This is a genomic window from Streptomyces sp. NPDC014864 (genome assembly GCF_043081525.1).
In the GTDB taxonomy this organism is placed as follows: Bacteria; Actinomycetota; Actinomycetes; order Streptomycetales; family Streptomycetaceae; genus Streptomyces.
This window is the reverse complement of record NZ_JBIBWT010000005.1, coordinates 259,109-278,853: the sequence shown is the minus strand read 5'-3', so window position 1 is coordinate 278,853 and position 19,745 is coordinate 259,109. Positions and strand designations below refer to the sequence as shown.

The following is a 19,745-nucleotide window of genomic DNA, read 5'->3' as shown; positions in this document are numbered from 1 at the left end:
GGGGAACGCCGGACGCCGCCCTCCGCACCGCCGTACCGCCACACCCGCCGCTTCGCACCGCGCGGCCGCACCGCGGCGGGGACCCGCCGGGAAAGGCCCGGGAGAGAAAGGACGCTGGATCATCATGCGCATCGCATTTCTGACCGCACCCGAGGGTGTCGAGCAGGTCGAGCTGACCGAGCCCTGGAAGGCGGCCACCGACGCCGGGCACGAGCCCGTGCTGGTGTCGACGAAGCCCGGGAAGGTCCAGGGCTTCCACCACCTGGACAAGGCGGACACGTTCCCCGTCGACGCGGTCGTCGCGGACGTCACCGCCGACTCCTTCGACGGGCTCGTCCTGCCGGGCGGCGTGGCCAATCCGGACTTCCTGCGGATGGACGAGAAGGCCGTGGCGTTCGTACGGGACTTCTTCGAGCAGGGCCGTCCGGTGGCCGCGATCTGCCACGCGCCGTGGACGCTGGTCGAGGCCGACGTCGTACGCGGCCGGGTGCTCACCTCCTGGCCGAGCCTGCGGACGGACATCCGCAACGCGGGCGGCACCTGGGTTGACGAGCAGGTGAAGGTCTGCGACCACGGCCCGAACAAGCTGGTCACCAGCCGCAAGCCGGACGACCTGAAGGCGTTCTGCGAGGCCTTCCTGGAAGTGTTCGCCGAGAAGGGGGCGCAGACCGGCTGAGCCGACCGGGCGGACCGGCCGGTCGGAGCGTCCGACGGCACGGGCGGGCGACGCCCGGCGGAGTGGGCGGCCGGACGGCCAGCGCAGAGGTGTCAGGTGCGGGGAGTCACGGACTCCCCGCACCTGCGTTCCCGGGCTCCTTCGCGGGTGCGGCTCGAGGCGACGGCCCGCCGCGGATTGCGGCGCAGCCACTCGCCCTCGAGCTGGGCCATGCGCTGGTTGTGGGCCCGCAGCGCGTCGTTCGAGCCGTAGAGCAGCGTGTCGTGGCGGGTGCGGTGAATGGTCTCCAGCTCCTTCATGAGCTGCTGATCGTCCAGCCGGCCCGGGTCGACTCCGGTCATCGTGGTGCCCCGCTCGTCGTGTTCGTCCATGCGGTACGGGTACCCGCCCGGAAGCACTTCTCCGACGGCACCCGGGAGGGAGCCATGGATCTCGCCTTTCTGCATCCACTGTACGAACACCCGGGCCCCTGGGCCTCCGTGTACGTCGACACCTCCCGGCACGCCGAGGACACGTCCCACGAGCTGCGTCTGACGGCCCAGGCGATGGCCCGTGAGCTGTCGGGGCAGGGTGCGGACGAGGCCACCTGCCGGGCCGTGGAGAGTGCGATCGAGGATCTGCGCCACTCGCCCGATCCGCACGGACGGGCCCTGTTCGCGCGGACCGGAAAGGTGGTCCTCGACCCGTGTCTGGCCCGGCGTCCGCCGGGCGGCAGCCGGGCTGTGTGGGCTCCGCTGCCGCGCATGGCGCCGCTGCTGGACCTGGCGGGCGAGGATCCGGTCGCGATCGTGGCGTACGTCGACCGCAGGGGCGCGGACTTCGAACTGCGCCGCGCGCCGGTCCGCCAGCGGGCCGGCGCGGTCGTGCGGCAACAATGGCCCCTCCGCCGCACGAGCAGCCTCGACTGGTCGGAGCGGCACTTCCAGCTCAAGGTGGAGAACGCCTGGGAGCACAACGCGGCCGAGATCGCCGACGCGCTCAGTGTGAGCCAGGACGAGGCCGCGGCCGACCTGCTCGTCCTCGTCGGGGACGAGCGGGAGCGGCGGGAGGTGCGCGGGCGGCTGCCGAAGCGGCTGCAGGACCGCGTGGCGGAGGCCGCTCACGGGGCGGGGAACCGGCTGCTGGACGAGGACGTGGAGCGGATCCGCGCCGCGCACGTCCGCCGCCGGGTCGAGGCCGGGCTGGACCGGTTCCGGGCGGCCCGCGCGCCGGACGCCGAGGGGCGGGCCGGGGCGGCCGAGGGCGTGCCCGCCATGGTGGCGGCGGCCCGTGAGCACCGGATCGAGGAGCTGCTGGTCCGCCCGGACGGCCCCGACCTGCACCGCGAGGTGTGGGTCGGGGAGGACCCGGACCAGCTGGCGATGCGCCGTACGGAGCTGCGGATCCTCGGCGAGCAGCACTCCTGGGCGGCCCGCGCCGACGACGCGCTGATCCGTTGCGCGGCCGCCGCGGACGCCACGGCGCTGTCCACGGCCCCGGTGACGGCCGCGACGGGGGAGGACGTGCCGGCCGGCGGACTGGGTGCCGTCCTCCGCTGGAGGTGAACCGGGTCCGGCGGGCCCCGAAGCCATGGCGAGCCCGACCGGCCCGCAAGACGCCGACACCCCGGTGAGCCCGCCCGGCGCGGGCTCGCGCCCGCTCCTCGCGCCGTCCGCCCCCTAGCGGGCCCGCTGCACGCGCCGCTCGTCCCAGACCGGGTCGGGGGTCTCGCGGACGTGGCCGTCGCTGCCGAAGACCAGGAAGCGGTCGAAGGCACGGGCGAACCAGCGGTCGTGGGTGACCGCGAGGACCGTGCCGTCAAAGGCCTCCAGCGCCTCCTGGAGGGCCTCGGCGGACTCCAGGTCCAGGTTGTCGGTCGGCTCGTCCAGCAGCAGGGCCGTGGCACCCGCCAGTTCGAGGAGCAGGATCTGGAAGCGGGCCTGCTGCCCGCCCGAGAGGCGGTCGAAGCACTGCTCGGCCTGGCCGGTCAGCTCGTAGCGGCGCAGCCGGGACATGGCGGCCCCGCGGTCCTGTGCGTGCTCCTGCCACAGGATGTCGAGCAGGGTGCGGCCCTGGAGCTCGGGGTGGGCATGGGTCTGGGCGAAGTGTCCGGGCACGACGCGCGCCCCTAGCTTCCACGTGCCGGAGTGCGCGACGTCCTCGCCGGCGAGCAGGCGCAGGAAGTGCGACTTGCCGGAGCCGTTGGAGCCGAGGACGGCGACGCGTTCGCCGTAGAAGACCTCGAGGTCGAACGGGCGCATGAGGCCGGTGAGTTCCAGCCCCGCGCAGGTGACGGCCCGGACGCCGGTGCGGCCGCCCTTCAGCCGCATGGTGATCTCCTGTTCGCGCGGCGGCTCCGGCGGCGGGCCGGCCTCCTCGAACTTGCGCAGCCGGGTCTGGGCGGCCTGGTAGCGGGACGCCATCTCGTGGCTGACGCTGGCGGCCTGGCGCAGGCTGAGCACCAGCTTCTTCAGCTGGGCGTGCTTCTCGTCCCAGCGCCTGCGCAGTTCCTCGAAGCGCGCGAAGCGCTCGCGCCGGGCCTCGTGGTAGGTGGCGAACCCGCCGCCGTGCACCCAGGCGTCGGCGCCGGCCGGGCCGGGTTCGACCGACACGATCTTCTCGGCGGCGCGGGAGAGGAGTTCGCGGTCGTGGGAGACGAAGAGGACGGTCTTGCGGGTCTCCTTCAGACGCTCCTCCAGCCAGCGCTTGCCGGGCACGTCGAGGTAGTTGTCCGGCTCGTCGAGCAGCAGCACCTCGTCCGTGCCGCGCAGCAGCGCCTCCAGGACCAGCCGCTTCTGCTCACCGCCCGACAGGGTCCGCACCTGCCGCCACTGCGCCTTCTCGTAGGGCACGCCGAGCGCGGCCGTGGTGCAGATGTCCCACAGTGTCTCGGCCTCGTAGCCGCGTGCCTCCGCCCAGTCGGCGAGCGCCTGCGCGTAGCCGAGCTGGGCGGCCTCGTCGTCGACGGTCATCAGGGCGTGCTCGGCGGCGTCGACGGCCCGCGCCGCCTCCCGGATGCGCGGCGGCGCGACCGAGACGAGCAGGTCCCGTACGGTCGTCTCGTCGCGCACCGACCCCACGAACTGCCGCATCACGCCCAGCCCGCCCCCGACGGTGACCGTGCCGCCGTGCGGCTTCAGCTCGCCGGAGATCAGCCGCAGCAGGGTCGTCTTGCCGGCCCCGTTGGGTCCGACGAGAGCCACGACGGCCCCTTCCCCCACCCGGAAGGAGACGTCGCCGAGCAGCGCCCTCCCGTCGGGGAGGAAGTACTCCAGATGCGCGGCTTCGAGATGTCCCATGGGGCGAGATTCTGCGTGCGCCACCGCACCCGGGGCAAACCCTTATGCCGCCCGGGACCGGGCGGCGCACAAAGAACGGCGAGTTCCGGGTAACGGTCCCTGTATGAGGAGCCCAGACATCGACCTGACCGCCCCGATGAACGGTGCCCACGCCGCGCTCAAGCGGATGCTGGACCTGGACAGCCGCCTGTTCGAGTTCGCCGCCGAGCGGCACTGGCCCGCCGCCGCGCCCGTCCTGCCGCGGCTGAGCCGGAGCGCCAACCACGGGGTGCTGTGGTTCGCGGCGGCGGCCGCCGTCGCGGCCAGCCGTACGCCACGGGCCCGGCGCGCCGCCGCCCGGGGCCTCGCCTCCCTGAGCCTGGCCTCCCTGACCGTCAACACGCTCGGCAAGCGCTCGGTGCGCCGTCCCCGGCCCGAGCTGGACCCGGTCCCGCTGATGCGCCGGCTGAAGCGGCAGCCGATCACCACCTCGTTCCCGTCCGGTCACGCGGCCTCCGCCGCCGCCTTCGCCACCGGCGTCGCCCTGGAGTCCCCGGCCTGGGGCGCGGTGGTCGCGCCGATCGCCTTCTCGGTGGCGGCCTCCCGCGTCTACACCGGCGCCCACTTCCCGAGCGACGTCCTGGCGGGCGCCGCCCTCGGCGCGGGCGCCGCGTTCGCCGTACGGAGCATGGTGCCCACGCGTGCCCAGGTCGCCTCGCCGCCCCGGCCCCGCGCCGACCTGCCGGCGCTGCCCGAGGGAGAGGGCCTGGTGGTGGTGGCGAACACCGCCTCGGGCACCGCGGACCGGGCCCGCGCGCTGCGCGACGCACTGCCGAAGGCGGAGGTCGTCGAGTGCGCGCCCGAGGACATCGCGGCCGAGATGGAGAAGGCGGCGGCCCGCGCCCGGGTGCTCGGGGTGTGCGGCGGCGACGGCACGGTGAACGCGGCCGCCGCGGTCGCGCTGCGCCACCACCTGCCGCTCGCCGTGCTGCCCGGCGGCACCCTCAATCACTTCGCCTACGACCTGGGTGTGGAGGACGTGCGGGACCTGTGCCGGGCCCTGGAGCAGGGCGACGGGGTCCGCGTGGACATCGGCCGTTTCACCTCCGGGCACAAGCACGGGGTCTTCGTGAACACCTTCAGCCTGGGCGTCTACCCGGAGCTGGTGCGCGAGCGGGAGCGCTGGTCGGACCGTATCGGCGGCTGGCCGGCCGGGGTGCTGGCGGCGATGCGGGTGCTGCGCGCGGACCGGCATCCGCTGGAGGCCGAGTTCGAGGGGCGGCGCCGGCCGCTGTGGCTGCTGTTCGCCGGCAACGGCACGTACCACCGCATGGGCCTGGCTCCGGCCCGGCGCAAGGATCTGGCGGACGGGAAGCTCGACGTGCGGGTGGTGCACGGCGGCCGCAGGCCGGCCCTGCGGCTGCTCGCCGCGGCCTTCGCGGGCCCGCTCACCCGTTCCCCCGCGCACGCGGCCGTCCACGTGGGCAGGCTCCATCTGACCGGCGTCGCACCGGGCACGCTCCTCGCCTACGACGGTGAGGTCATGGAGGTGGAGGACGAGGTGTGGCTGGAGAAGCTGCCCGAGGCGCTGGAGGTGTACCGCCCACTTACCTGATGCCACGTCAGTCCACATGACGAAACGTGGGTCTCAGAATACGGTTTACCCGCGTACCGTGATCCTCACCGTCCCGGGGCCTGCCGGCTCCCGAAGGCCGGTACCAGGTGACCGGTACGACAGAAGGGGCACAGCCATGCCCAAGCCGAGGGAGACCGCCGTCTACACGCACGGGCACCACGCGTCCGTGCTGCGTTCCCACACCTGGCGCACCGCCGCCAACTCGGCGGCATACCTGCTCGGTTCGCTCGAGCCCCACATGCGGATCCTGGACATCGGCTGCGGCCCGGGCACCATCACCGCCGATCTGGCGGAGCTGGTCCCCGACGGGCACGTCACGGGTGTCGACCGGGCACCCGGCGTCCTGGAGCGGGCCCGGGCCACGGCATCCGAACGGGGGCTGGCCAACGTCGACTTCGCGGTCGCGGACGTCCACGCCCTGGACTACCCGGACGACACGTTCTGCGTCGTCCACGCCCACCAGGTGCTGCAGCACGTGGGCGATCCCGTGCAGGCGCTGCGCGAGATGAAGCGGGTGACGAGCCCGGGCGGCTTCGTCGCCGCGCGCGACGGGGACTACGCGGCGATGACCTGGTATCCCGAGGTGCCGGGGATGGACGCCTGGCTGGAGCTGTACCGGCGGGTGGCCCGCGCCAACGGCGGCGAGCCCGACGCGGGGCGCCGGCTGAAGTCCTGGGCGCTGAGCGCCGGTCTGACGGACGTGACGGCCACGTCCGGCACCTGGACCTTCTCCACCCCGCGGGAGCGGGAGTGGTGGAGCGAGCTGTGGGCCGAACGCACCCTGGCGCCGGCCTACGCGGAGCGCGCCGTCGAGAGCGGCCGGGCGACCGAGCGGGAGTTGCGGGCGGTGTCGGAGGCCTGGCGCGAGTGGGGGCGGCGGGAGGACGGCTGGTTCGCCGTCCTGCACGGCGAGATCCTGTGCCGCAAGGAGGCCGCGCCGTCCGGCCACCGAGACCCGGCACGCGGGCTCACCCGCCCCTCCTGACACGTCCGACCCGCCTCCCCCGGGTCGTGCCCGGGTGGGGAGGCGGGTCTCAGTCGCGGGGAAGCAGGGGGCCCAGCGGTCCCAGGTCCAGGTTCAGGTCCTCGGGCCGCAGACCGTAGCGGTCGCGCAGTTCGGCCATGCGGTCCTCCAGCAGCATGAGCGTGAGCCCGATCCGTTCCTCCTGCTCCTCCGTCAGGTCCCCGGTGTCGAAGCGGCGCACCGCCTGCCGTTCCATGAGCTGGCGCAGCAGTTCCACCACGGTCAGCACAAGCTTGACCAGGTCGCGTTCGACCGTGTCGGGTTCGAGGTCCAGCCGGTTGTGCCGGGCCGGTGACGCCACGTCAATCACCCCAGGGAGAGGGAACTTGCTCGTTGACCGAGCTGATCAGCGCGTTCAGGTCGATGCGGACGAGGTCGACGTCCGCGATGCGCAGCGTGATGTCCCCCTTGATCACCACTCCCCCGGCCAGCAGCCGGTCGAGCAGGTCCACCAGGGCGATCTCACGCCGTTCTACGACGGTCACTCCCCCTCCTTCACGGACACCCCGACGGACGGAGGAGTGTCCTCCCGGTCGGTGTCCTGGGCGAAGGAGTAGGCGGCCCAGGGGCCGGTGAGTTCGACGCGCAGCCCCGGTACGTCGTCCTTCGTGCGGTCGACGAGCTCCACGAACTCCTCGGAGTGGGTGCGCGGGACCAGGTAGGCGGCGTTCAGCACGTTCTTGCCCGAGGCGCCGGACAGGGCCGCGTTCTGCGGCGCGTGCAGCCGGGAGTCCTCGGCGAACGCGGAGAGCGTCTCGTGCAGATGCGCGGCGAACCGCTCGGCCTTCTGCCACAGGCTCTCGTGTGCCCGGGTCTGCTGCCGCCGCTGCCGCAGGTAGTCCCGGCCCGACGTGGCCTTCGGCGCGGGCTCCGCGCTCTCCCGCGCCTCCTCCTCCAGGAAGACCTTGACCCCCCACTCCACGCGCCCCTCCAGCCGCTCCAGAGTGCGCAGGAAGTGCTCCTCGCGGGCCTCGATCATGCTGCGGACGCCGCTGTCGTCGTGGAAGACCGTGGCGAGCCGCAGCGGCAGCGGGGTGACGACGGCGGTGAGCGCGTCGATCACCCCCTGGTGGGCCCGCGCGGTGGCGGCGAGCCAGTCCAGGTCCTCCAGATGGGCGCGCAGCGGCTCCTCGGCGAAGTCCCGTTCCGGCACCTCGCTGAGGACGGCGACCAGTCCGTGGTGGTGGAGCAGCTTGGCCGGCGCGCCGGCCACCCCCGTCAACTGCGCCTGGAGGGGCGCGCCGAGGGGGCGGCAGACGGCGTAGACGTACCGCAGTCCGGTCATGGTGCCTCCTCCTCACGGACGCGGCCCTGTTCCAGGCCCAGTTCCTCCAGCCGCGCCAGACGTTCACGCAACTCCGCGTTCTCCCGGGAGAGTTCGTCCCGGCGGGCCCGCGAGGAGAGCGCGGGATCGCTCTCCCACCAGTCGATGCCCATCTCCTTCGCCTTGTCGACGGAGGCGACGATCAGCCGGAGCTTGATCGTGAGCAGTTCGATGTCGAGCAGGTTGATGCGGATGTCACCCGCGATGACGATGCCCTTGTCGAGGACGCGTTCGAGGATGTCGGCGAGGTTGGCGCCGCTGCCCGACCCGTACGGATCGGGCAGCCGACCGGGTGTCGTCATCGACGGCTCCCGTGCCCGGCGTACTCGCCCTCTTCCTCTTCCTCTTCCTCGTACTCGTCCTCGGGCTCTCCGTCCTCCTCCTCGGGCTCAGCGTTCTCCTCGTCCTCGTACTCGCCCTCGGGCTCGGACTCCTCGTCCTCGTAGGCGCCCTCTTCCTCCTCTTCGGGCTCCTCTTCCTCCTCTTCGGGCTCCTCTCCCTCCTCGTACTCCTCCTCGGGCTCCTCCTGCTCCTCCTCGGCCGAGGCGCCCTCCTCCTGCTCGCGCTCCTCTTCCTCCACCGCCTCCTCGTGGCTGCGCACGACCTCGCCGTCGCGGATCTCGCCGCGCCAGCCGTCCTCCGCCTCGCCCTTCATGGTGATGAAGCGGGAGAAGTTCTTGAGGTCGAGCCGGGCCCGACGGCCCTGGGCGCGCCAGATGTTGCCGGTCTTCTCGAACAGGCCGCTCGGGTAGTACTCCATGACCAGCAGGACGCGGGTCAGGTTGTCGCCGAGCGGATGGAAGGAGACGACGCCCTTCGTGGTGCCCTTGGCCCCCTCCGACTGCCACTGGATGCGGTAGTCGGGTATCTGCTCGGTGGTCGTGGCCTTCCAGCTGCGGTTCGACCAGAAGACCTTCAGCTGCCAGTCGGAGGTCGTGTCGTCGGCGCGGCTCGCGCTCTTGACGCCCTTGGCGAAGGTGCTGAATTCCTGGTACTGGGTCCACTGGTCGTACGCCGTGCGCAGCGGCACGCCGACGTCGATGGACTCCAGAATGACGGTGGGCTTGTTGCCGCCGCGGCCCTTGCGCTTGCCCTTGCCGCCCCCGAGGTTCTTCAGCGCACCCATGACGTTCTCCTTGGCGCGGGAGGCCCCGACCTCCAGGGCGGAGCGCAGCGGGCCCTTGCCTTCGGCGATCTTGCGGCCGCCCTCCAGGGCCAGCTTGGCGAAGCCGGGGCTGTTGCCCTCGGCGATGTCGGTCAACTTGCCTGTGGTCTCGCCGAGTTTGCGGCCGGCGCCGGTCAGCAGCCGGGTGGCCTGGGCGGCGAGATACTCCTGCGCCTCGGCCTTCAGCCGGTCGGCGGCCTCACTGTGGGCCAGGTCGCTCAGGGGGTTCGCCTTGCCCGCGCCGTTGCCGGCGGCGGACTTCGCGGATCCGAGGGCCTCGGTCATCGGTCACCGCCACCCTTCTGCCGCCGGGACCGCGTGGCACTCCCGGCCGCGGCCGTCTTCTTCGCAGCAGTCTTCTTCGCAGCAGTCTTCTTGGCCGGGGCCTTCTTGGCCGCCGCCTTCTTCGCGGGAGCCTTGCGCGCCGGTGCCTTCTTCGCGGCCTTCTGCGCCGTGGTCTTCTTCGCCGCCGCCTTCTTCGCAGGAGCCTCCTCGTGCTCCTCCTCCGGCTCCTCCGGCTCCTCCGGCTCCTCCGACTCCTGAGCGGCCTCGCGGCCCTCCCGGTCCTCGTACTCGTCCTCGTACTCGCCCTCGGGCTCGCCCTCGGCCTCCCCCTCGCCACCGGTCTCCGGCGCGACGCCCGAGAGCTGGTCGCGGACCTTGGACGTCCGGCCGTGCAGCCGGTCGGCCAGCGCGTTCATCTGGCGCTCGACCATCGCGCCCGACGCCGCCTTGCCGACGCCCCGCAGGTCCTGCCGCAGCTGATCCCCGATCTCCTTGAACTGCGGGTTGTTCTTGAGCTGCTGGTTCAGCAGCTCCCCCACCATCCTCGGACTGAGGTTCAGCTTCTTGCCGGCAACCAAGGAACCCACGGCGAAGGCGAGTTTCAGCTTCTTCGTGCGTCCAAGGAGATATCCGGCCCCTACTGCGAGGCCGATTCCCGTTCGATTCATCGTGCCGTCCCCTCACCTGTTCCCGCGCCGCCGCGCATACCGATCTCCAGCCGGTCCAGCAGCTCGTCCTCCCGGCGGTCGAACTCCTCCTCGGTGATCTCCCCCGCATCCAACTGCTCTTCCAGCCGGGCGAGTTCGGCCCGGACCGCAGCGGGGTCGTAGTAGAGGCGCTCGGCCTCCTCAAGCACCTTTCCGATCACCCAGGCGCTGCCGCGCGCCGGAGCGAACGGCAGCAGCAGCACCTCCGAGATGAGCCCCATGGCTTTACTCCGCTCCGGCGTCCGCGTCCGCGCCGACCGTGGTGCCCGCGGGCTGGGCGGGACCGGGCTCGACGAAGCTGTAGGGCGGCAGCGGCCCGTTGACGCGCAGTTCGACGTGTGGAAGGTCCTTGCGGGCCTGCTCCACGGCGGCCAGGAACTCCTCCGCCGTGGCCCGGTCCACCAGGAACGAGGCGTTGACCAGCCAGCCCGTGGACTCCGGCCCCTCGCTGAGGGCGGCCGCGGCCGGCTCCAGGACACGGAGCACCTCGGCGGCGTCCGCGGCCTCCCGGGCCTTCACCGCGTTGGCGACCAGCTCGCCGAGCCGGATCTTGTCGTCGTAACCGCCGCCGCCCGCCTGCCGGTTGGCCTCGACCTGGGCGCGCAGCTCCGGGTTCTCGGCCATCACGCGGTGCAGCACCGCGTCTTCCAGGTGGCTGCCCTTGACGTTGTACTCGACCTTGCCGTCGAGCGCCCGCAGGCGCTCCTGGTAGTGCTCGGCGCGCTCGCCGAGCACACCGGTGACCGTGTCGTCGTCCGGGGCGACGCTGCCGAACCGCATCGGCAGCACGCAGCCGGCGCCCTCCGCCTCGGTGAGCACGGTCTGGTGGGCGAGCAGGTCCCTGCGCTTGGGGCGCAGCCCCTCCGGAGCGTCGCTGACGATCGCCGCCAGCCCGGCCGCCTTCAGGACGCGGACCGGACGCGGCGGGTCACCCACTCCCCCCATGTCCTCGGGCAGGGAGGGGTGCGATGCCGAGGTGATCCCGTAGACGTAGGTGCTCACTCCTGCTCCTCCTTCCGCCGGGAGGACGTGCTCTTGCGGGCGCGCGGCCGGGACTCGCCAGAGCTCTCCTCACGTCCCTGGCTGAAGGCGTCGGAGATCGTCTGGGCGGCGCCGGACAGCGCCCCCTTGGACTTGCCGCGCGCGCCGGACTCGGTGACCTCGCCGACGATCTCGGGCAGGCCCGGGCTCTTGTTCGGGCCGGACTCCAGGTCCAGCCGGTTGCAGGCCTCGGCGAAGCGCAGATACGTGTCCACGCTGGCGACGACCACTCGCACGTCGATCTTGAGAATCTCGATACCGACCAGGGAAACCCTGACGAACGCGTCGATCACGAGCCCCCTGTCGAGGACGAGTTCGAGTACGTCGTAGAGGCCGCTGCTGCCGCCTCCACCGCCGGACGTCTGTGCCGGAACAACGGTCATGCCGACCGTGCCTCCTTGTCTGTGTACGGAAATATCTGTGCGCGCGGCCGCCGCCGCGCGGGTGCCGGGACCGGGTCTCCTACCGGCGTGTGTCGGCACGCCCCCGCTCGTATCTGCGGACCCGCCGGTAGCCGGTGAGCATTCCCTCTGAGTCGAGTTCGACCTGGTAGGTCGCCATCAGGCTCATCGTGTCGGGCACGCGCTCGAGCTCCAGGACCTCGACCTCCAGCGACCAGCCGTCCTCCGTCCGCTCGAACGACGAGACGGACTCGGCGGTCATGCCGGTCAGCTCGGCGAGCTGGGCACGTGCCTCGCGCAGCACCTCCATGGGCCGCGGCGGACGGGGGGCCGCGGACTTGCGGGTCCGTGTACCCGAACCCTGGGACTTCTGTTCCTTCGGTGAATCTTGCGATTCTTCCGTGTTGTCTGTGTTCGACATGACCACCTCTCCCTTCCGTGTGGCCGCAGGTTCGTTGGCCAAACATCCACGGGTGCAGGCGTCTTTCAGATCGGTCGCCGGCGCCCCGGTCTCGGGCGGGCGATCACCGGCCGCGCAGCGCGTCGAGCCGGCGCCGCGCCGGGCCCAGGGCACGCCCCCGGCTCATGAGGCCGGCCCAGGGTCGGGCCCGGGCCTGGTCGACGGCGTTCTCGACGGTCCAGCGGCGCGGGCCGAGGTCCGGGTCGTCGAGCTGGTCCCGGGAGATCGGCACCGCGACCGGCGCGCCGGGCAGCGCGCGGACCGTGAAGGGGGCGACGGCGGTCTGCGCGTACGCGTTGCGCTGCACGTCGAGGTAGAGGCGGCCGCCGCGCTCCTGCTTGCGGACGGCGGTGGTGAGCCGGTCGGGAGAGTCCGCGGCGAGCACCTCGGCGACGTCCCGGGCGAAGTCGCGCACCGTGTCGAAGTCGTCGCGCCCGTCGAGCGGCACGACCACGTGCAGACCGCGCGAGCCCGTCGTCATCAGCGCCGCCGGGAGCCTCAGCCGGTCGAGCAGCTCGGTCACCTGCCGGGCCGCCTCACGCACCGGTGCGAAGTCGTCGCCGGCCGGATCGAGGTCGAAGACCATCCGGTCCGGCCGTTCGGCGCGGCCGGACCGGGACAGCCAGCGGTGCAGGGTGAGGCACGCCTGGTCGGCGAGGTACACGAGGGTGGCCGTGTCGTCGCAGACGGTGTGCACGACCGTGCCGCCCTCCTTGGCGACCTCGGTGCGGGTGATCCAGTCCGGGTAGTGCTCCGGGGTGTTCTTCTGCATGAACGTCGGGCCGCCGAGGCCGTCCGGGTGCCGCTCCAGCATGAGCGGGCGGCCGCGCAGGTGCGGCAGCAGGAACGGCGCGACGGACCGGTAGTAGTCGACCAGGTCGGCCTTGGTGTACTCCCTGGCCTCGCCGGTACGGCCGCCGCGCTCACCGCCCCCGCTGATGCTCCCCTCGCCGTCGCCCTCGCCGTTGCCGTCGCCGGGGAAGAGCACCTTGTCCGGCCGGTGCACGGTCACCGTGCGGCGGCCGGCCCGGACGGTCCGCTCGTCGCCGCTCACGGCACCATCGCCTGCTCCACCAGCAGCCTTACGGAAGCGGCGATCGACTCGGCGTCGATGCCCGCGGCGTGCAACTGCTCCGCGGGCGTGGCCGAGCCCGGCATCGTACGGACCGCGAGCCGCACCAGACGCGGAACCGGGCGCCCGTCCAGGAAGGCGTCGAGCACCGCGTCGCCCAGGCCGCCCTCCTCGCGGTGGTCCTCGACGGTGAGCAGACCGCCGGTCTCCTCCGCGGCCCGCCGGAGCGTGGCGCGGTCGACCGGCTTGACCGAGTACAGGTCGATCACCCGGACCGGGATGTCCTCCCGGGCGAGGGCGTCCGCGGCCGCGAGCGCCTCGAAGACGGTCACGCCGGCGGCGACGATCGTCAGCCGGTCCCGGTCGGAGGAGCGCAGCACCTTGCTGCCGCCGACGGGGAACTCCTCGTCCGGGCCGTAGAGCACCGGGCTCTCGCCGCGCGAGGTGCGCAGGTAGCGGATGCCGTCCAGGTCGGCCATGGCGGCGACCAGCCGCGCGGTCTGGTTGGCGTCGCACGGGTACAGCACGGTCGAGCCGTGGATCGTGCGCATCATCGCCAGGTCCTCCAGGCCCATCTGGCTGGGGCCGTCCTGCCCGATGGCGACGCCCGCGTGGGAGCCGTTCAGGTTGATGCCGGAGCCGCTGACCGAGGCCATGCGCACGAAGTCGTAGGCGCGGGTCAGGAAGGCGGCGAACGTGGAGGCGTACGGCACCCAGCCGCGCGTCGCGATTCCCACCGCCGCCGCGACCATCTGCTGCTCGGCGATGTAGCACTCGAAGTAGCGCTGGGGGTGTTCCTTCTCGAAGAACTCCGTGCGCGTGGAGTCACCGACCTCGCCGTCGAGCGCGACGACGTCGCCGCGCGCGGTACCGAGCGCGGCGAGCGCCTGGCCGTAGGCGTTGCGGGTGGCGACCTCCTCGCCCTTCTCCCAGCGCGGCAGCTCCAGACTGCCGTCGCCGACCGCGTGCAGCGACCGCACCGACGGCGGCCCGTGCACCGTGACGCGCAGGTCGCGCTCGCCGCCGAGCTCCTCGATCGCCTCGTCGGCGTCCTTCAGCGGCTTGCCGTGCAGTCCCTCACGGTCCTCGGTGGCCGCGACGCCCTTGCCCTTGAGGGTGCGGGCGAGGATCGCGGTGGGCTGGCCGGTGGTGGAGATCGCCTCGCCGTAGGCGCGGTCGATGGCGTCCACGTCGTGCCCGTCGATCTCGATCGTGTGCCAGTCGAAGGCGCGGAAACGGCGGGCGTAGGCGTCGAGGTCGTGGCCGTGCCGGGTGGGGCCGCGCTGCCCGAGCCGGTTGACGTCGACGATCACGGTCAGGTTGTCCAGCCGCTCGTGACCGGCGTGCTCGGCGGCTTCCCAGATCGAGCCCTCGGCCATCTCGCTGTCGCCGCACAGCACCCACACCCGGTAGTCGGCGTGGTCCAGCCGTTTGCCCGCCAGCGCGATGCCGACGCCGATCGGCAGGCCCTGTCCGAGGGAGCCGGTCGCCGTCTCCACCCACGGGAGCCGCTGGGGCGTGGGGTGGCCTTCGAGGCGGCTGCCAAGCTTGCGGAAGGTCAGCAGTTCCTCGTCGTCGATGGCGCCGGCCGCCTTGTAGGCGGAGTAGAGCAGGGGCGAGGCGTGTCCCTTGGACAGGACGAAGCGGTCGTTGCCCGGGTGGTCGGGGCGGCCGAAGTCGTAGCGGAGGTGGTTGGCCAGCAGGACGGCCACCAGGTCCGCGGCGGACATGGAGGACGTCGGGTGCCCGGAGCCCGCCGCGGCGGCGGCCCGCACGCTGTCCACGCGCAGTTGCTGCCCCAGCTCGACGAGTTCGGCGGTGTTCATGAGTCTCCTTCGGCGGTTCGGGGTCGAGGTCGGGGTGAGGCAGGGGTTTCGGGGCCGGGCTCACGCGGCGGGTCCGGTCGGTCCGGTGGGTGCCGGCCCGGCAGGCGGGCCAGCTCCGGGGAGGCCGTGTCCAGCGGCACCGACCAGGACCGTACGAGCCCCAACTGGACGGCCTGGCGCGGCAGTACGGCGTTGAGCAGCCAGTCTGCGGCCACCCGCACGCGGTTGCCCGGCATGGCCGCGAGGTGGTATCCGCGGGTGACCGCGCCCGCCAGGGGGCCGGACAGCACCACGCCGAACGGGTCGGCGGCGGCCTGCGCCCCGCCGAGGTCCACGACGAAGCCCAGGTCCCGATGGCGGTACGGCCGCGGCTCGCCCACGCCGAGTGAGGCAGCGACGTTGTGCGCGGCCGTCCTCCCCTGCCGCCAGGCGTGCTGGGCCGTCATCGGGGTGTACTCGCCGGGCCTCTCCAGGTCCGGCACGGCCGCGGCGTCACCGCAGGCGAACACCTCGGGACGTCCCGGCACCTGCAGCGTGGGTTCCACGAGCAGCCGGCCGCGCTCCATCGGCAGCCCGAGGGAATCGGCGAGCGGGTCGGGCCGCACGCCCACGCACCACACCAGCGTCCGGGTTTCGACGAACTCGCCGTCCGTCAGCAGCACCCCCCGGGAGGTGGCCTCCTTCACGGAGGTGCCCGTCCGCACGTCGACGCCCCGGCGACGCAGCACGTCGGCGGCGGTGCGCGAGAGCCGTTCGTCCAGTTCGGGCAGGACGCGCCCGGCGATGTCCAGCAGCAGCCACCGGGGCCGCAGACCGGTCCGCAGCGGGTGGCCGCACACCAGCTCGCCGGTGAACATCTGACCCTGCGCGGCGACTTCGGTCCCCGTGTACCCGGCCCCGACCACCACGAAGGTGCACCGTGCGGCGCAGGTCCCGGGGTCGTCCGCCGAGGAGGCGAGCTCCACCTGGCGGGTGATGTGGTCGCGCAGGTAGAGGGCCTCGGGCAGGCCCCGGAAACCGTGGGCGTGCTCGGCGACGCCGGGGATCGGCAGCAGCTTGTTCACGCTGCCCGCGGCGAGCACCAGCCGGTCGTACGTCAGGGTGCCGGTGGTGCCCTCGGGGTCGGTGTAGTGCACGGTCCGCGCGTCGAGGTCGATGCCGTCGGCCTCACCGAGGACCATGCGTACGCGGCGCAGGGTGTCGGACAGGGAGACGGTGACCCGGCGCGGCTCCAGGATTCCCACGGCGACCTGGGGCAGCAGGGGCAGGTACAGGAAGTAGTCGGTCGGGTTGAGCAGGGTGATCTCGGCCTTGCCCCGGGCCATCCGGGACAGGGTGCGGGCCGTCCGGTATCCGGCGAAACCGGCACCGACGATCACGATGCGGGGTCGACTCACGGTTCGCCTCCCCACGCTGTCGCGTACCTGGTCGGAGCTTTCCGCGTCCCCAGGGGCCGGGGGCGCAAACACGAAGCGGCGGGGCGCCGGCTGCGAAAAGGAGCCGTGACACCCGCCCGGGGCGCCGGCTCCGTCGCCGGTGCGCGGGCGGGACGGTACGGCAGGGGCGGTGGTGCGGCAGGCGCGACGGTTGCGTCTCCCGCGCCGGCGCACCCCTTGCTTCGGCGCGTCGCGCGCATGGCGTCGCGCCCGGTCCGTCACGCGCCGCGCACCACGCGCTGGGCGTCACGGGTCCAGGCGCTGGGCGTCACGCGCGGTGGTGCGGTGTCTCCGGGTCGATGACGTCCGGGCGCGGCGGCCGTACGGCGGCCTCGCCGGGGGCGACGGGCGGCTTCGGCGGGGCGGGCGCGCCGCCCGGCGCGCCGTGCGGTCCGCCCGGTGCCGTGGCGCCGGGGGCACGGCCCGGTCCGGCGGCCGTTCCGGCCGCCGTTTCGGCGGGCCCCGGGACCGGCGCCGAGGACGCGTATCCGGCGGCGGAGGGCCGGGCGGCGTTGCGCAGCGCGTAGGCGACGCCGGCCAGGATCGCCGCGGTGATCAGGGCGGCCACCCAGCCGGGCAGGCCGATGGCCAGGACCAGTCCGACGGCCAGTGCGAGGGCCGCGCCCGCGTAGAGGGCGGCGGCGCCGGACGCGGCGTACAGCGTGGCCGAGCGGCGCCGTTCACGGGCCTGCCGGCTCAGCTCGTCGCGCACGGCCTCGCGTGCCACCTGCGCCAGCTGGTCGACCAGGTGCTTGTCGAGATGCTGCAGATGATCCGAGCGCTCCATACCCTTCGCGTACCCGCACAGATGTGCGAGTAACGCCGTCGGGGCGCCCGGGCGGGGCGGCTGCGTCAGGAGCGGCGGTCCACGTACTCGTAGACCGCGCCGTCCGGATGCATGGCGATCAGGTTGCGGCCCACGGGCGTCGGGACCGGGCCCGCGACGACCTGGGCGCCCAGCTCCGTCAGCACCCGGTGGGCCTCGTCGACGTCCTCCACGGCGATCGTCGCCGCCACCTTGCGCAGTACCTCCAGCTCGGCCTCGGGGCCGCTCATCAGCAGGAAGCAGCCGACCGCGGCCACCTGCACGCCGCCGCGCTCGAAGCGGAGCGCCCTGCCGCCCGCGAGACGTTCGTAGAAGGGGACCGCGGTGTCCAGATCGTCGACGCAGACGCGCAGCGTGGCTCCGAGAATCTCCATGCGGACGAGAGTAGTTGCGGGCGGCCCGGGGAGGAGATCGTTTCGGGCGATCGGCCGGGCCGGGCGGAGGTCCCCCCTGCCCGGCGGCCGCGCGCCCGCCCCTCCCGGCGGCCGCGCGCCCGCTCCTCCCGGCCGCCGCGCGCCCGCTCCCCCGTCAGTCCCCCTCAGTGCCCGTCCCCTCGGGGGGACGGGCGCATCCGGAAGTCGTAGCGCTCCGGCAGGTCCCCGCCCCCGGCCCGCTCCCACACCCGGCCGATCCGCTCGTCCCCCTCCCGCAGGTCGGCGACCTCGAAGCCCTCGTCGAAGACGGCCCGCGCCTGCTCGGGCCGGCCCTCGGCGAGCAGCAGCTCGGCCTCGATCAGCCGGAACCGGCCGCGCGCCCGGGTCGCGGGGTGCAGCCGCTCCCAGACGGCGCGCGCGTCCGCGGGGCGCCCGACCCGCAGCAGCGCCTCGATGGCCTCCCGGCCGAGCGCGGCGGTGGCCGCCGTCCACCGTTCGCCGTCGTCGCGCCGCTCGGCGCACAGGTCGTCGAAGGCCTCGACGTAGCGTTCCGCGGCGCGCTCGTGGTGCTCGGACTCCTGGTCGGCGACGGCGAGGCAGCGCAGCAGCGGCCAGAGGGAGGGCGCGAGTTCGAGGGCACGCTCCCAGCTGCGCACCGCCTGCGCCCGGTCGCCGGCGTGCCACTGGGCCACGCCGAGGTGGTACTCGGTGAGCGGGGTGGCGGGCGCTGTCTCCAGCATGTCCCGCCAGTGCGGGGCGACGAGCGTCTGTCCGGGCGGAGCGGCCCGGCGCGGCTCCGGGAAGGTCCCGGTGCGCAGCAGTTCCCGCCAGGGCGCCTGGGCCTCGCCGAGGGTGGCGGCGGGGAAGGGGGTGCCGGGCAGCTTCAGGTCGCCGTGCAGCACTTCGAGCGCGCCCCAGCCGGAGCCGGTGGCGAGGATCTCGCCGGGTTCGGCGTCGGCGTGCGCCCGCCACGCCTCGTGGGCGGCCTCGACCTCGGCGCGCGGCAGGACGGCTTCGAGACGCGCCTCGGTCCGCCGTACGACGGTGTCCCACTCCCCGGCCGGCGGCGGCCCGGCGAGCGGCCCGTACGCCTCCAGCCAGGCCACCTCGCTCTCCGCCTCCAGCCGGACGTGTTCCAGCTGGGTGCGGGCGAGGCCGGCCTGGATCTCGCAGTAGCCGCCGGTGCCGGGCTCGGTGAGCCAGCGCTGCCACCTCCGCCCGCCGGGGCCGCTGCCCCAGACGAACAGCTTGCGGCCGCGCAGCACGTCGGTCGACGTCTGCACCAGCCCCTCGCCGTGCTCGTCGAGCGCGGCGATCCAGCGGCGGCGCCCGTCGGGCACCTCGTAGAAGTAGTCGGCGGCGTAGGTGCTGTTCGGCGGGTACGTGCGGTCGACGCCGTCGTAGACGGGGACCGGCACTCGGCGCAGGCCGCGTTCGTAGCCGATGGGGGCACCTCCCACGCCGTTCAGGCAGTGGGGGAGCCAGGCCTCGGTGGCGGGGGCGAGGACCCGGCGCTCCTCGGGGACGGCGATGTTGGACCACCAGTAGGTGGGCACCGGGTGCTCGTGCGGATTGCGGACGCGGACGCCGACGAGGAGGAAGTCCGAGCCCTCGGGCAGCCACAGGTCGATCTGGAAGGGCAGGTCGCGCAGCCGGTCCCACTCCCACAGGCGCAGCATGTCCCCGCCGCCGGGTGCGGGGACGCGGGCCGCGTGCAGGGGCGCGCAGGAGAGGGGGGTGTGGCCGGTCGCGCCGATGTTCCACTCGATGCCGCCGGAGAACCAGGCGCCGTTGAGGGCGAAGTTGGCCGGCTGCAACACCGGGTTGCGGTAGAGGAGTTCGCGGCCGGTCGGCCGGTGGACGAGGGAGGCGACCCGGCCGCCGAGGCCCGGCAGGACGGTGGCGCGCAGCCGGTCGTTCTCCAGGACCAGGGCGTCGATCGGGCGGGGTTCGCGTGTTCTGCCGTACCCGTCGCGGATCCGCACCGGGAGCAGGCTGTGCAGGGGGGCGTACCCGACCTGCCGGGCCATGTCGCGGGGCAGGTCCTGCCGGTCCCGGTCCTCGATGTGGTGCACCTCGTCGAGCGGCCTGAGCGGGGGCAGCGGATTGTCCGGACCCAACTCGGCGGCGGGCAGCGTCAGTACCTCACGTCGGATCGTCGTCACGATGACCATGGAACCCGGTCCCCGGTGAGCTGACCAGGGGCGCTGCCGGTCAGGATTGCGCAAAGGCCCG

The 19,745-nt window shown here is 73.4% G+C and carries 22 protein-coding genes; 4 read left to right on the top strand and 18 right to left on the bottom strand.

Annotated elements, in window-relative coordinates; translation table 11 throughout:
• The first annotated feature begins 124 nt into the window (after window positions 1-124).
• Window positions 125-676, top strand: coding sequence for a type 1 glutamine amidotransferase domain-containing protein (locus tag ACF1A5_RS11775; protein ID WP_392192670.1), 552 nt, complete (start codon window positions 125-127; stop codon window positions 674-676).
• A gap of 92 nt (window positions 677-768) precedes the next feature.
• Here the strand turns inward: ACF1A5_RS11775 and ACF1A5_RS11770 are convergent, their stop codons facing one another.
• The gene (locus ACF1A5_RS11770; RefSeq protein ID WP_392192669.1) at window positions 769-1,047 is read right to left on the bottom strand and encodes a DUF6158 family protein; all 279 of its coding nucleotides are present in this window, start codon (window positions 1,045-1,047) and stop codon (window positions 769-771) included.
• 54 nt (window positions 1,048-1,101) lie between these two features.
• On the opposite strand from ACF1A5_RS11770, the gene ACF1A5_RS11765 reads away from it, so the two are divergent.
• Window positions 1,102-2,220 (top strand): Vms1/Ankzf1 family peptidyl-tRNA hydrolase, encoded by a 1,119-nt coding sequence (locus tag ACF1A5_RS11765; RefSeq protein WP_392192668.1) that lies wholly within the window; start codon window positions 1,102-1,104, stop codon window positions 2,218-2,220.
• A gap of 114 nt (window positions 2,221-2,334) precedes the next feature.
• On the opposite strand, the gene ACF1A5_RS11760 is transcribed toward ACF1A5_RS11765, so the two are convergent.
• On the bottom strand, window positions 2,335-3,954 hold the full coding sequence (locus ACF1A5_RS11760) for an ATP-binding cassette domain-containing protein (RefSeq protein WP_392192667.1): 1,620 nt from the start codon (window positions 3,952-3,954) through the stop codon (window positions 2,335-2,337).
• Window positions 3,955-4,057: 103 nt separating this feature from the next.
• Here ACF1A5_RS11760 and ACF1A5_RS11755 point away from each other — a divergent pair, with 103 nt between their 5' ends.
• Together ACF1A5_RS11755 and ACF1A5_RS11750 are read left to right on the top strand one after the other, a co-directional pair.
• The gene (locus ACF1A5_RS11755; protein ID WP_392192666.1) at window positions 4,058-5,548 is read left to right on the top strand and encodes a bifunctional phosphatase PAP2/diacylglycerol kinase family protein; all 1,491 of its coding nucleotides are present in this window, start codon (window positions 4,058-4,060) and stop codon (window positions 5,546-5,548) included.
• A 136-nt stretch (window positions 5,549-5,684) separates the two neighbouring features.
• Entirely contained in the window at window positions 5,685-6,554 is an 870-nt protein-coding gene (locus ACF1A5_RS11750) for a class I SAM-dependent methyltransferase (protein ID WP_392192665.1), read from the top strand.
• A gap of 49 nt (window positions 6,555-6,603) precedes the next feature.
• Here ACF1A5_RS11750 and ACF1A5_RS11745 read toward each other — a convergent pair whose 3' ends face one another.
• The 16 genes from ACF1A5_RS11745 to ACF1A5_RS11670 form a co-directional block, all read right to left on the bottom strand.
• Entirely contained in the window at window positions 6,604-6,894 is a 291-nt protein-coding gene (locus tag ACF1A5_RS11745) for a gas vesicle protein K (protein ID WP_356183713.1), read from the bottom strand.
• A gap of 1 nt (window position 6,895) precedes the next feature.
• Window positions 6,896-7,078 carry a gas vesicle protein gene (locus ACF1A5_RS11740; protein WP_356183716.1) on the bottom strand — a complete coding sequence of 61 codons (183 nt, stop codon included), beginning with the start codon at window positions 7,076-7,078 and terminating at the stop codon, window positions 6,896-6,898.
• On the bottom strand, window positions 7,075-7,878 hold the full coding sequence (locus ACF1A5_RS11735; protein WP_392192664.1) for a GvpL/GvpF family gas vesicle protein: 804 nt from the start codon (window positions 7,876-7,878) through the stop codon (window positions 7,075-7,077). The genes ACF1A5_RS11740 and ACF1A5_RS11735 overlap by 4 nt, the downstream gene beginning before the upstream one ends.
• On the bottom strand, window positions 7,875-8,219 hold the full coding sequence (locus ACF1A5_RS11730; protein ID WP_392192663.1) for a gas vesicle protein: 345 nt from the start codon (window positions 8,217-8,219) through the stop codon (window positions 7,875-7,877). The genes ACF1A5_RS11735 and ACF1A5_RS11730 overlap by 4 nt, the downstream gene beginning before the upstream one ends.
• The gene (locus ACF1A5_RS11725; protein ID WP_392192662.1) at window positions 8,216-9,367 is read right to left on the bottom strand and encodes an SRPBCC family protein; all 1,152 of its coding nucleotides are present in this window, start codon (window positions 9,365-9,367) and stop codon (window positions 8,216-8,218) included. The genes ACF1A5_RS11730 and ACF1A5_RS11725 overlap by 4 nt, the downstream gene beginning before the upstream one ends.
• On the bottom strand, window positions 9,364-10,035 hold the full coding sequence (locus tag ACF1A5_RS11720) for a DNA primase (protein ID WP_392192661.1): 672 nt from the start codon (window positions 10,033-10,035) through the stop codon (window positions 9,364-9,366). The genes ACF1A5_RS11725 and ACF1A5_RS11720 overlap by 4 nt, the downstream gene beginning before the upstream one ends.
• Window positions 10,032-10,295, bottom strand: coding sequence for a gas vesicle protein GvpG (locus ACF1A5_RS11715; protein WP_392192660.1), 264 nt, complete (start codon window positions 10,293-10,295; stop codon window positions 10,032-10,034). The genes ACF1A5_RS11720 and ACF1A5_RS11715 overlap by 4 nt, the downstream gene beginning before the upstream one ends.
• A gap of 4 nt (window positions 10,296-10,299) precedes the next feature.
• Window positions 10,300-11,076, bottom strand: a complete 777-nt coding sequence (locus ACF1A5_RS11710) for a GvpL/GvpF family gas vesicle protein (RefSeq protein ID WP_392192659.1) — start codon at window positions 11,074-11,076, stop codon at window positions 10,300-10,302.
• Complete coding sequence (locus ACF1A5_RS11705) at window positions 11,073-11,498, bottom strand: gas vesicle structural protein GvpA (RefSeq protein WP_356183737.1); 426 nt, start codon at window positions 11,496-11,498, stop codon at window positions 11,073-11,075. The genes ACF1A5_RS11710 and ACF1A5_RS11705 overlap by 4 nt, the downstream gene beginning before the upstream one ends.
• Window positions 11,499-11,577: 79 nt before the next feature.
• Window positions 11,578-11,937 carry a gas vesicle protein gene (locus ACF1A5_RS11700; RefSeq protein ID WP_392192658.1) on the bottom strand — a complete coding sequence of 120 codons (360 nt, stop codon included), beginning with the start codon at window positions 11,935-11,937 and terminating at the stop codon, window positions 11,578-11,580.
• A 103-nt stretch (window positions 11,938-12,040) separates the two neighbouring features.
• The gene (ligD, locus tag ACF1A5_RS11695) at window positions 12,041-13,030 is read right to left on the bottom strand and encodes a non-homologous end-joining DNA ligase (RefSeq protein WP_392192657.1); all 990 of its coding nucleotides are present in this window, start codon (window positions 13,028-13,030) and stop codon (window positions 12,041-12,043) included.
• The gene (locus ACF1A5_RS11690; RefSeq protein WP_392192656.1) at window positions 13,027-14,874 is read right to left on the bottom strand and encodes a transketolase; all 1,848 of its coding nucleotides are present in this window, start codon (window positions 14,872-14,874) and stop codon (window positions 13,027-13,029) included. Before ACF1A5_RS11690 ends, ligD begins: the two co-directional genes overlap by 4 nt.
• Window positions 14,871-16,271, bottom strand: a complete 1,401-nt coding sequence (locus ACF1A5_RS11685) for an NAD(P)/FAD-dependent oxidoreductase (RefSeq protein ID WP_392192655.1) — start codon at window positions 16,269-16,271, stop codon at window positions 14,871-14,873. The genes ACF1A5_RS11690 and ACF1A5_RS11685 overlap by 4 nt, the downstream gene beginning before the upstream one ends.
• Before the next feature lie 307 nt (window positions 16,272-16,578).
• Complete coding sequence (locus ACF1A5_RS11680) at window positions 16,579-17,097, bottom strand: phage holin family protein (protein ID WP_392192654.1); 519 nt, start codon at window positions 17,095-17,097, stop codon at window positions 16,579-16,581.
• A 65-nt stretch (window positions 17,098-17,162) separates the two neighbouring features.
• Window positions 17,163-17,510, bottom strand: a complete 348-nt coding sequence (locus ACF1A5_RS11675; protein ID WP_392192653.1) for a VOC family protein — start codon at window positions 17,508-17,510, stop codon at window positions 17,163-17,165.
• A gap of 164 nt (window positions 17,511-17,674) precedes the next feature.
• The gene (locus ACF1A5_RS11670) at window positions 17,675-19,684 is read right to left on the bottom strand and encodes a DUF5107 domain-containing protein (protein WP_392192652.1); all 2,010 of its coding nucleotides are present in this window, start codon (window positions 19,682-19,684) and stop codon (window positions 17,675-17,677) included.
• Between the last annotated feature and the right edge of the window lie 61 nt (window positions 19,685-19,745).

Bases quoted from the DNA above. Each gene is read 5' to 3' on its own strand.
- ACF1A5_RS11775 (WP_392192670.1), top strand. From the start codon at position 125: ATGCGCATCGCATTTCTGACCGCACCCGAGGGTGTCGAGCAGGTCGAG.
- ACF1A5_RS11770 (WP_392192669.1), bottom strand. From the start codon at position 1,047: ATGGACGAACACGACGAGCGGGGCACCACGATGACCGGAGTCGACCCG.
- ACF1A5_RS11765 (WP_392192668.1), top strand. From the start codon at position 1,102: ATGGATCTCGCCTTTCTGCATCCACTGTACGAACACCCGGGCCCCTGG.
- ACF1A5_RS11760 (WP_392192667.1), bottom strand. From the start codon at position 3,954: ATGGGACATCTCGAAGCCGCGCATCTGGAGTACTTCCTCCCCGACGGG.
- ACF1A5_RS11755 (WP_392192666.1), top strand. From the start codon at position 4,058: ATGAGGAGCCCAGACATCGACCTGACCGCCCCGATGAACGGTGCCCAC.
- ACF1A5_RS11750 (WP_392192665.1), top strand. From the start codon at position 5,685: ATGCCCAAGCCGAGGGAGACCGCCGTCTACACGCACGGGCACCACGCG.
- ACF1A5_RS11735 (WP_392192664.1), bottom strand. From the start codon at position 7,878: ATGACCGGACTGCGGTACGTCTACGCCGTCTGCCGCCCCCTCGGCGCG.
- ACF1A5_RS11730 (WP_392192663.1), bottom strand. From the start codon at position 8,219: ATGACGACACCCGGTCGGCTGCCCGATCCGTACGGGTCGGGCAGCGGC.
- ACF1A5_RS11725 (WP_392192662.1), bottom strand. From the start codon at position 9,367: ATGACCGAGGCCCTCGGATCCGCGAAGTCCGCCGCCGGCAACGGCGCG.
- ACF1A5_RS11720 (WP_392192661.1), bottom strand. From the start codon at position 10,035: ATGAATCGAACGGGAATCGGCCTCGCAGTAGGGGCCGGATATCTCCTT.
- ACF1A5_RS11715 (WP_392192660.1), bottom strand. From the start codon at position 10,295: ATGGGGCTCATCTCGGAGGTGCTGCTGCTGCCGTTCGCTCCGGCGCGC.
- ACF1A5_RS11705 (WP_356183737.1), bottom strand. From the start codon at position 11,498: ATGACCGTTGTTCCGGCACAGACGTCCGGCGGTGGAGGCGGCAGCAGC.
- ACF1A5_RS11700 (WP_392192658.1), bottom strand. From the start codon at position 11,937: ATGTCGAACACAGACAACACGGAAGAATCGCAAGATTCACCGAAGGAA.
- ACF1A5_RS11690 (WP_392192656.1), bottom strand. From the start codon at position 14,874: ATGAACACCGCCGAACTCGTCGAGCTGGGGCAGCAACTGCGCGTGGAC.
- ACF1A5_RS11680 (WP_392192654.1), bottom strand. From the start codon at position 17,097: ATGGAGCGCTCGGATCATCTGCAGCATCTCGACAAGCACCTGGTCGAC.
- ACF1A5_RS11675 (WP_392192653.1), bottom strand. From the start codon at position 17,510: ATGGAGATTCTCGGAGCCACGCTGCGCGTCTGCGTCGACGATCTGGAC.
- ACF1A5_RS11670 (WP_392192652.1), bottom strand. From the start codon at position 19,684: ATGGTCATCGTGACGACGATCCGACGTGAGGTACTGACGCTGCCCGCC.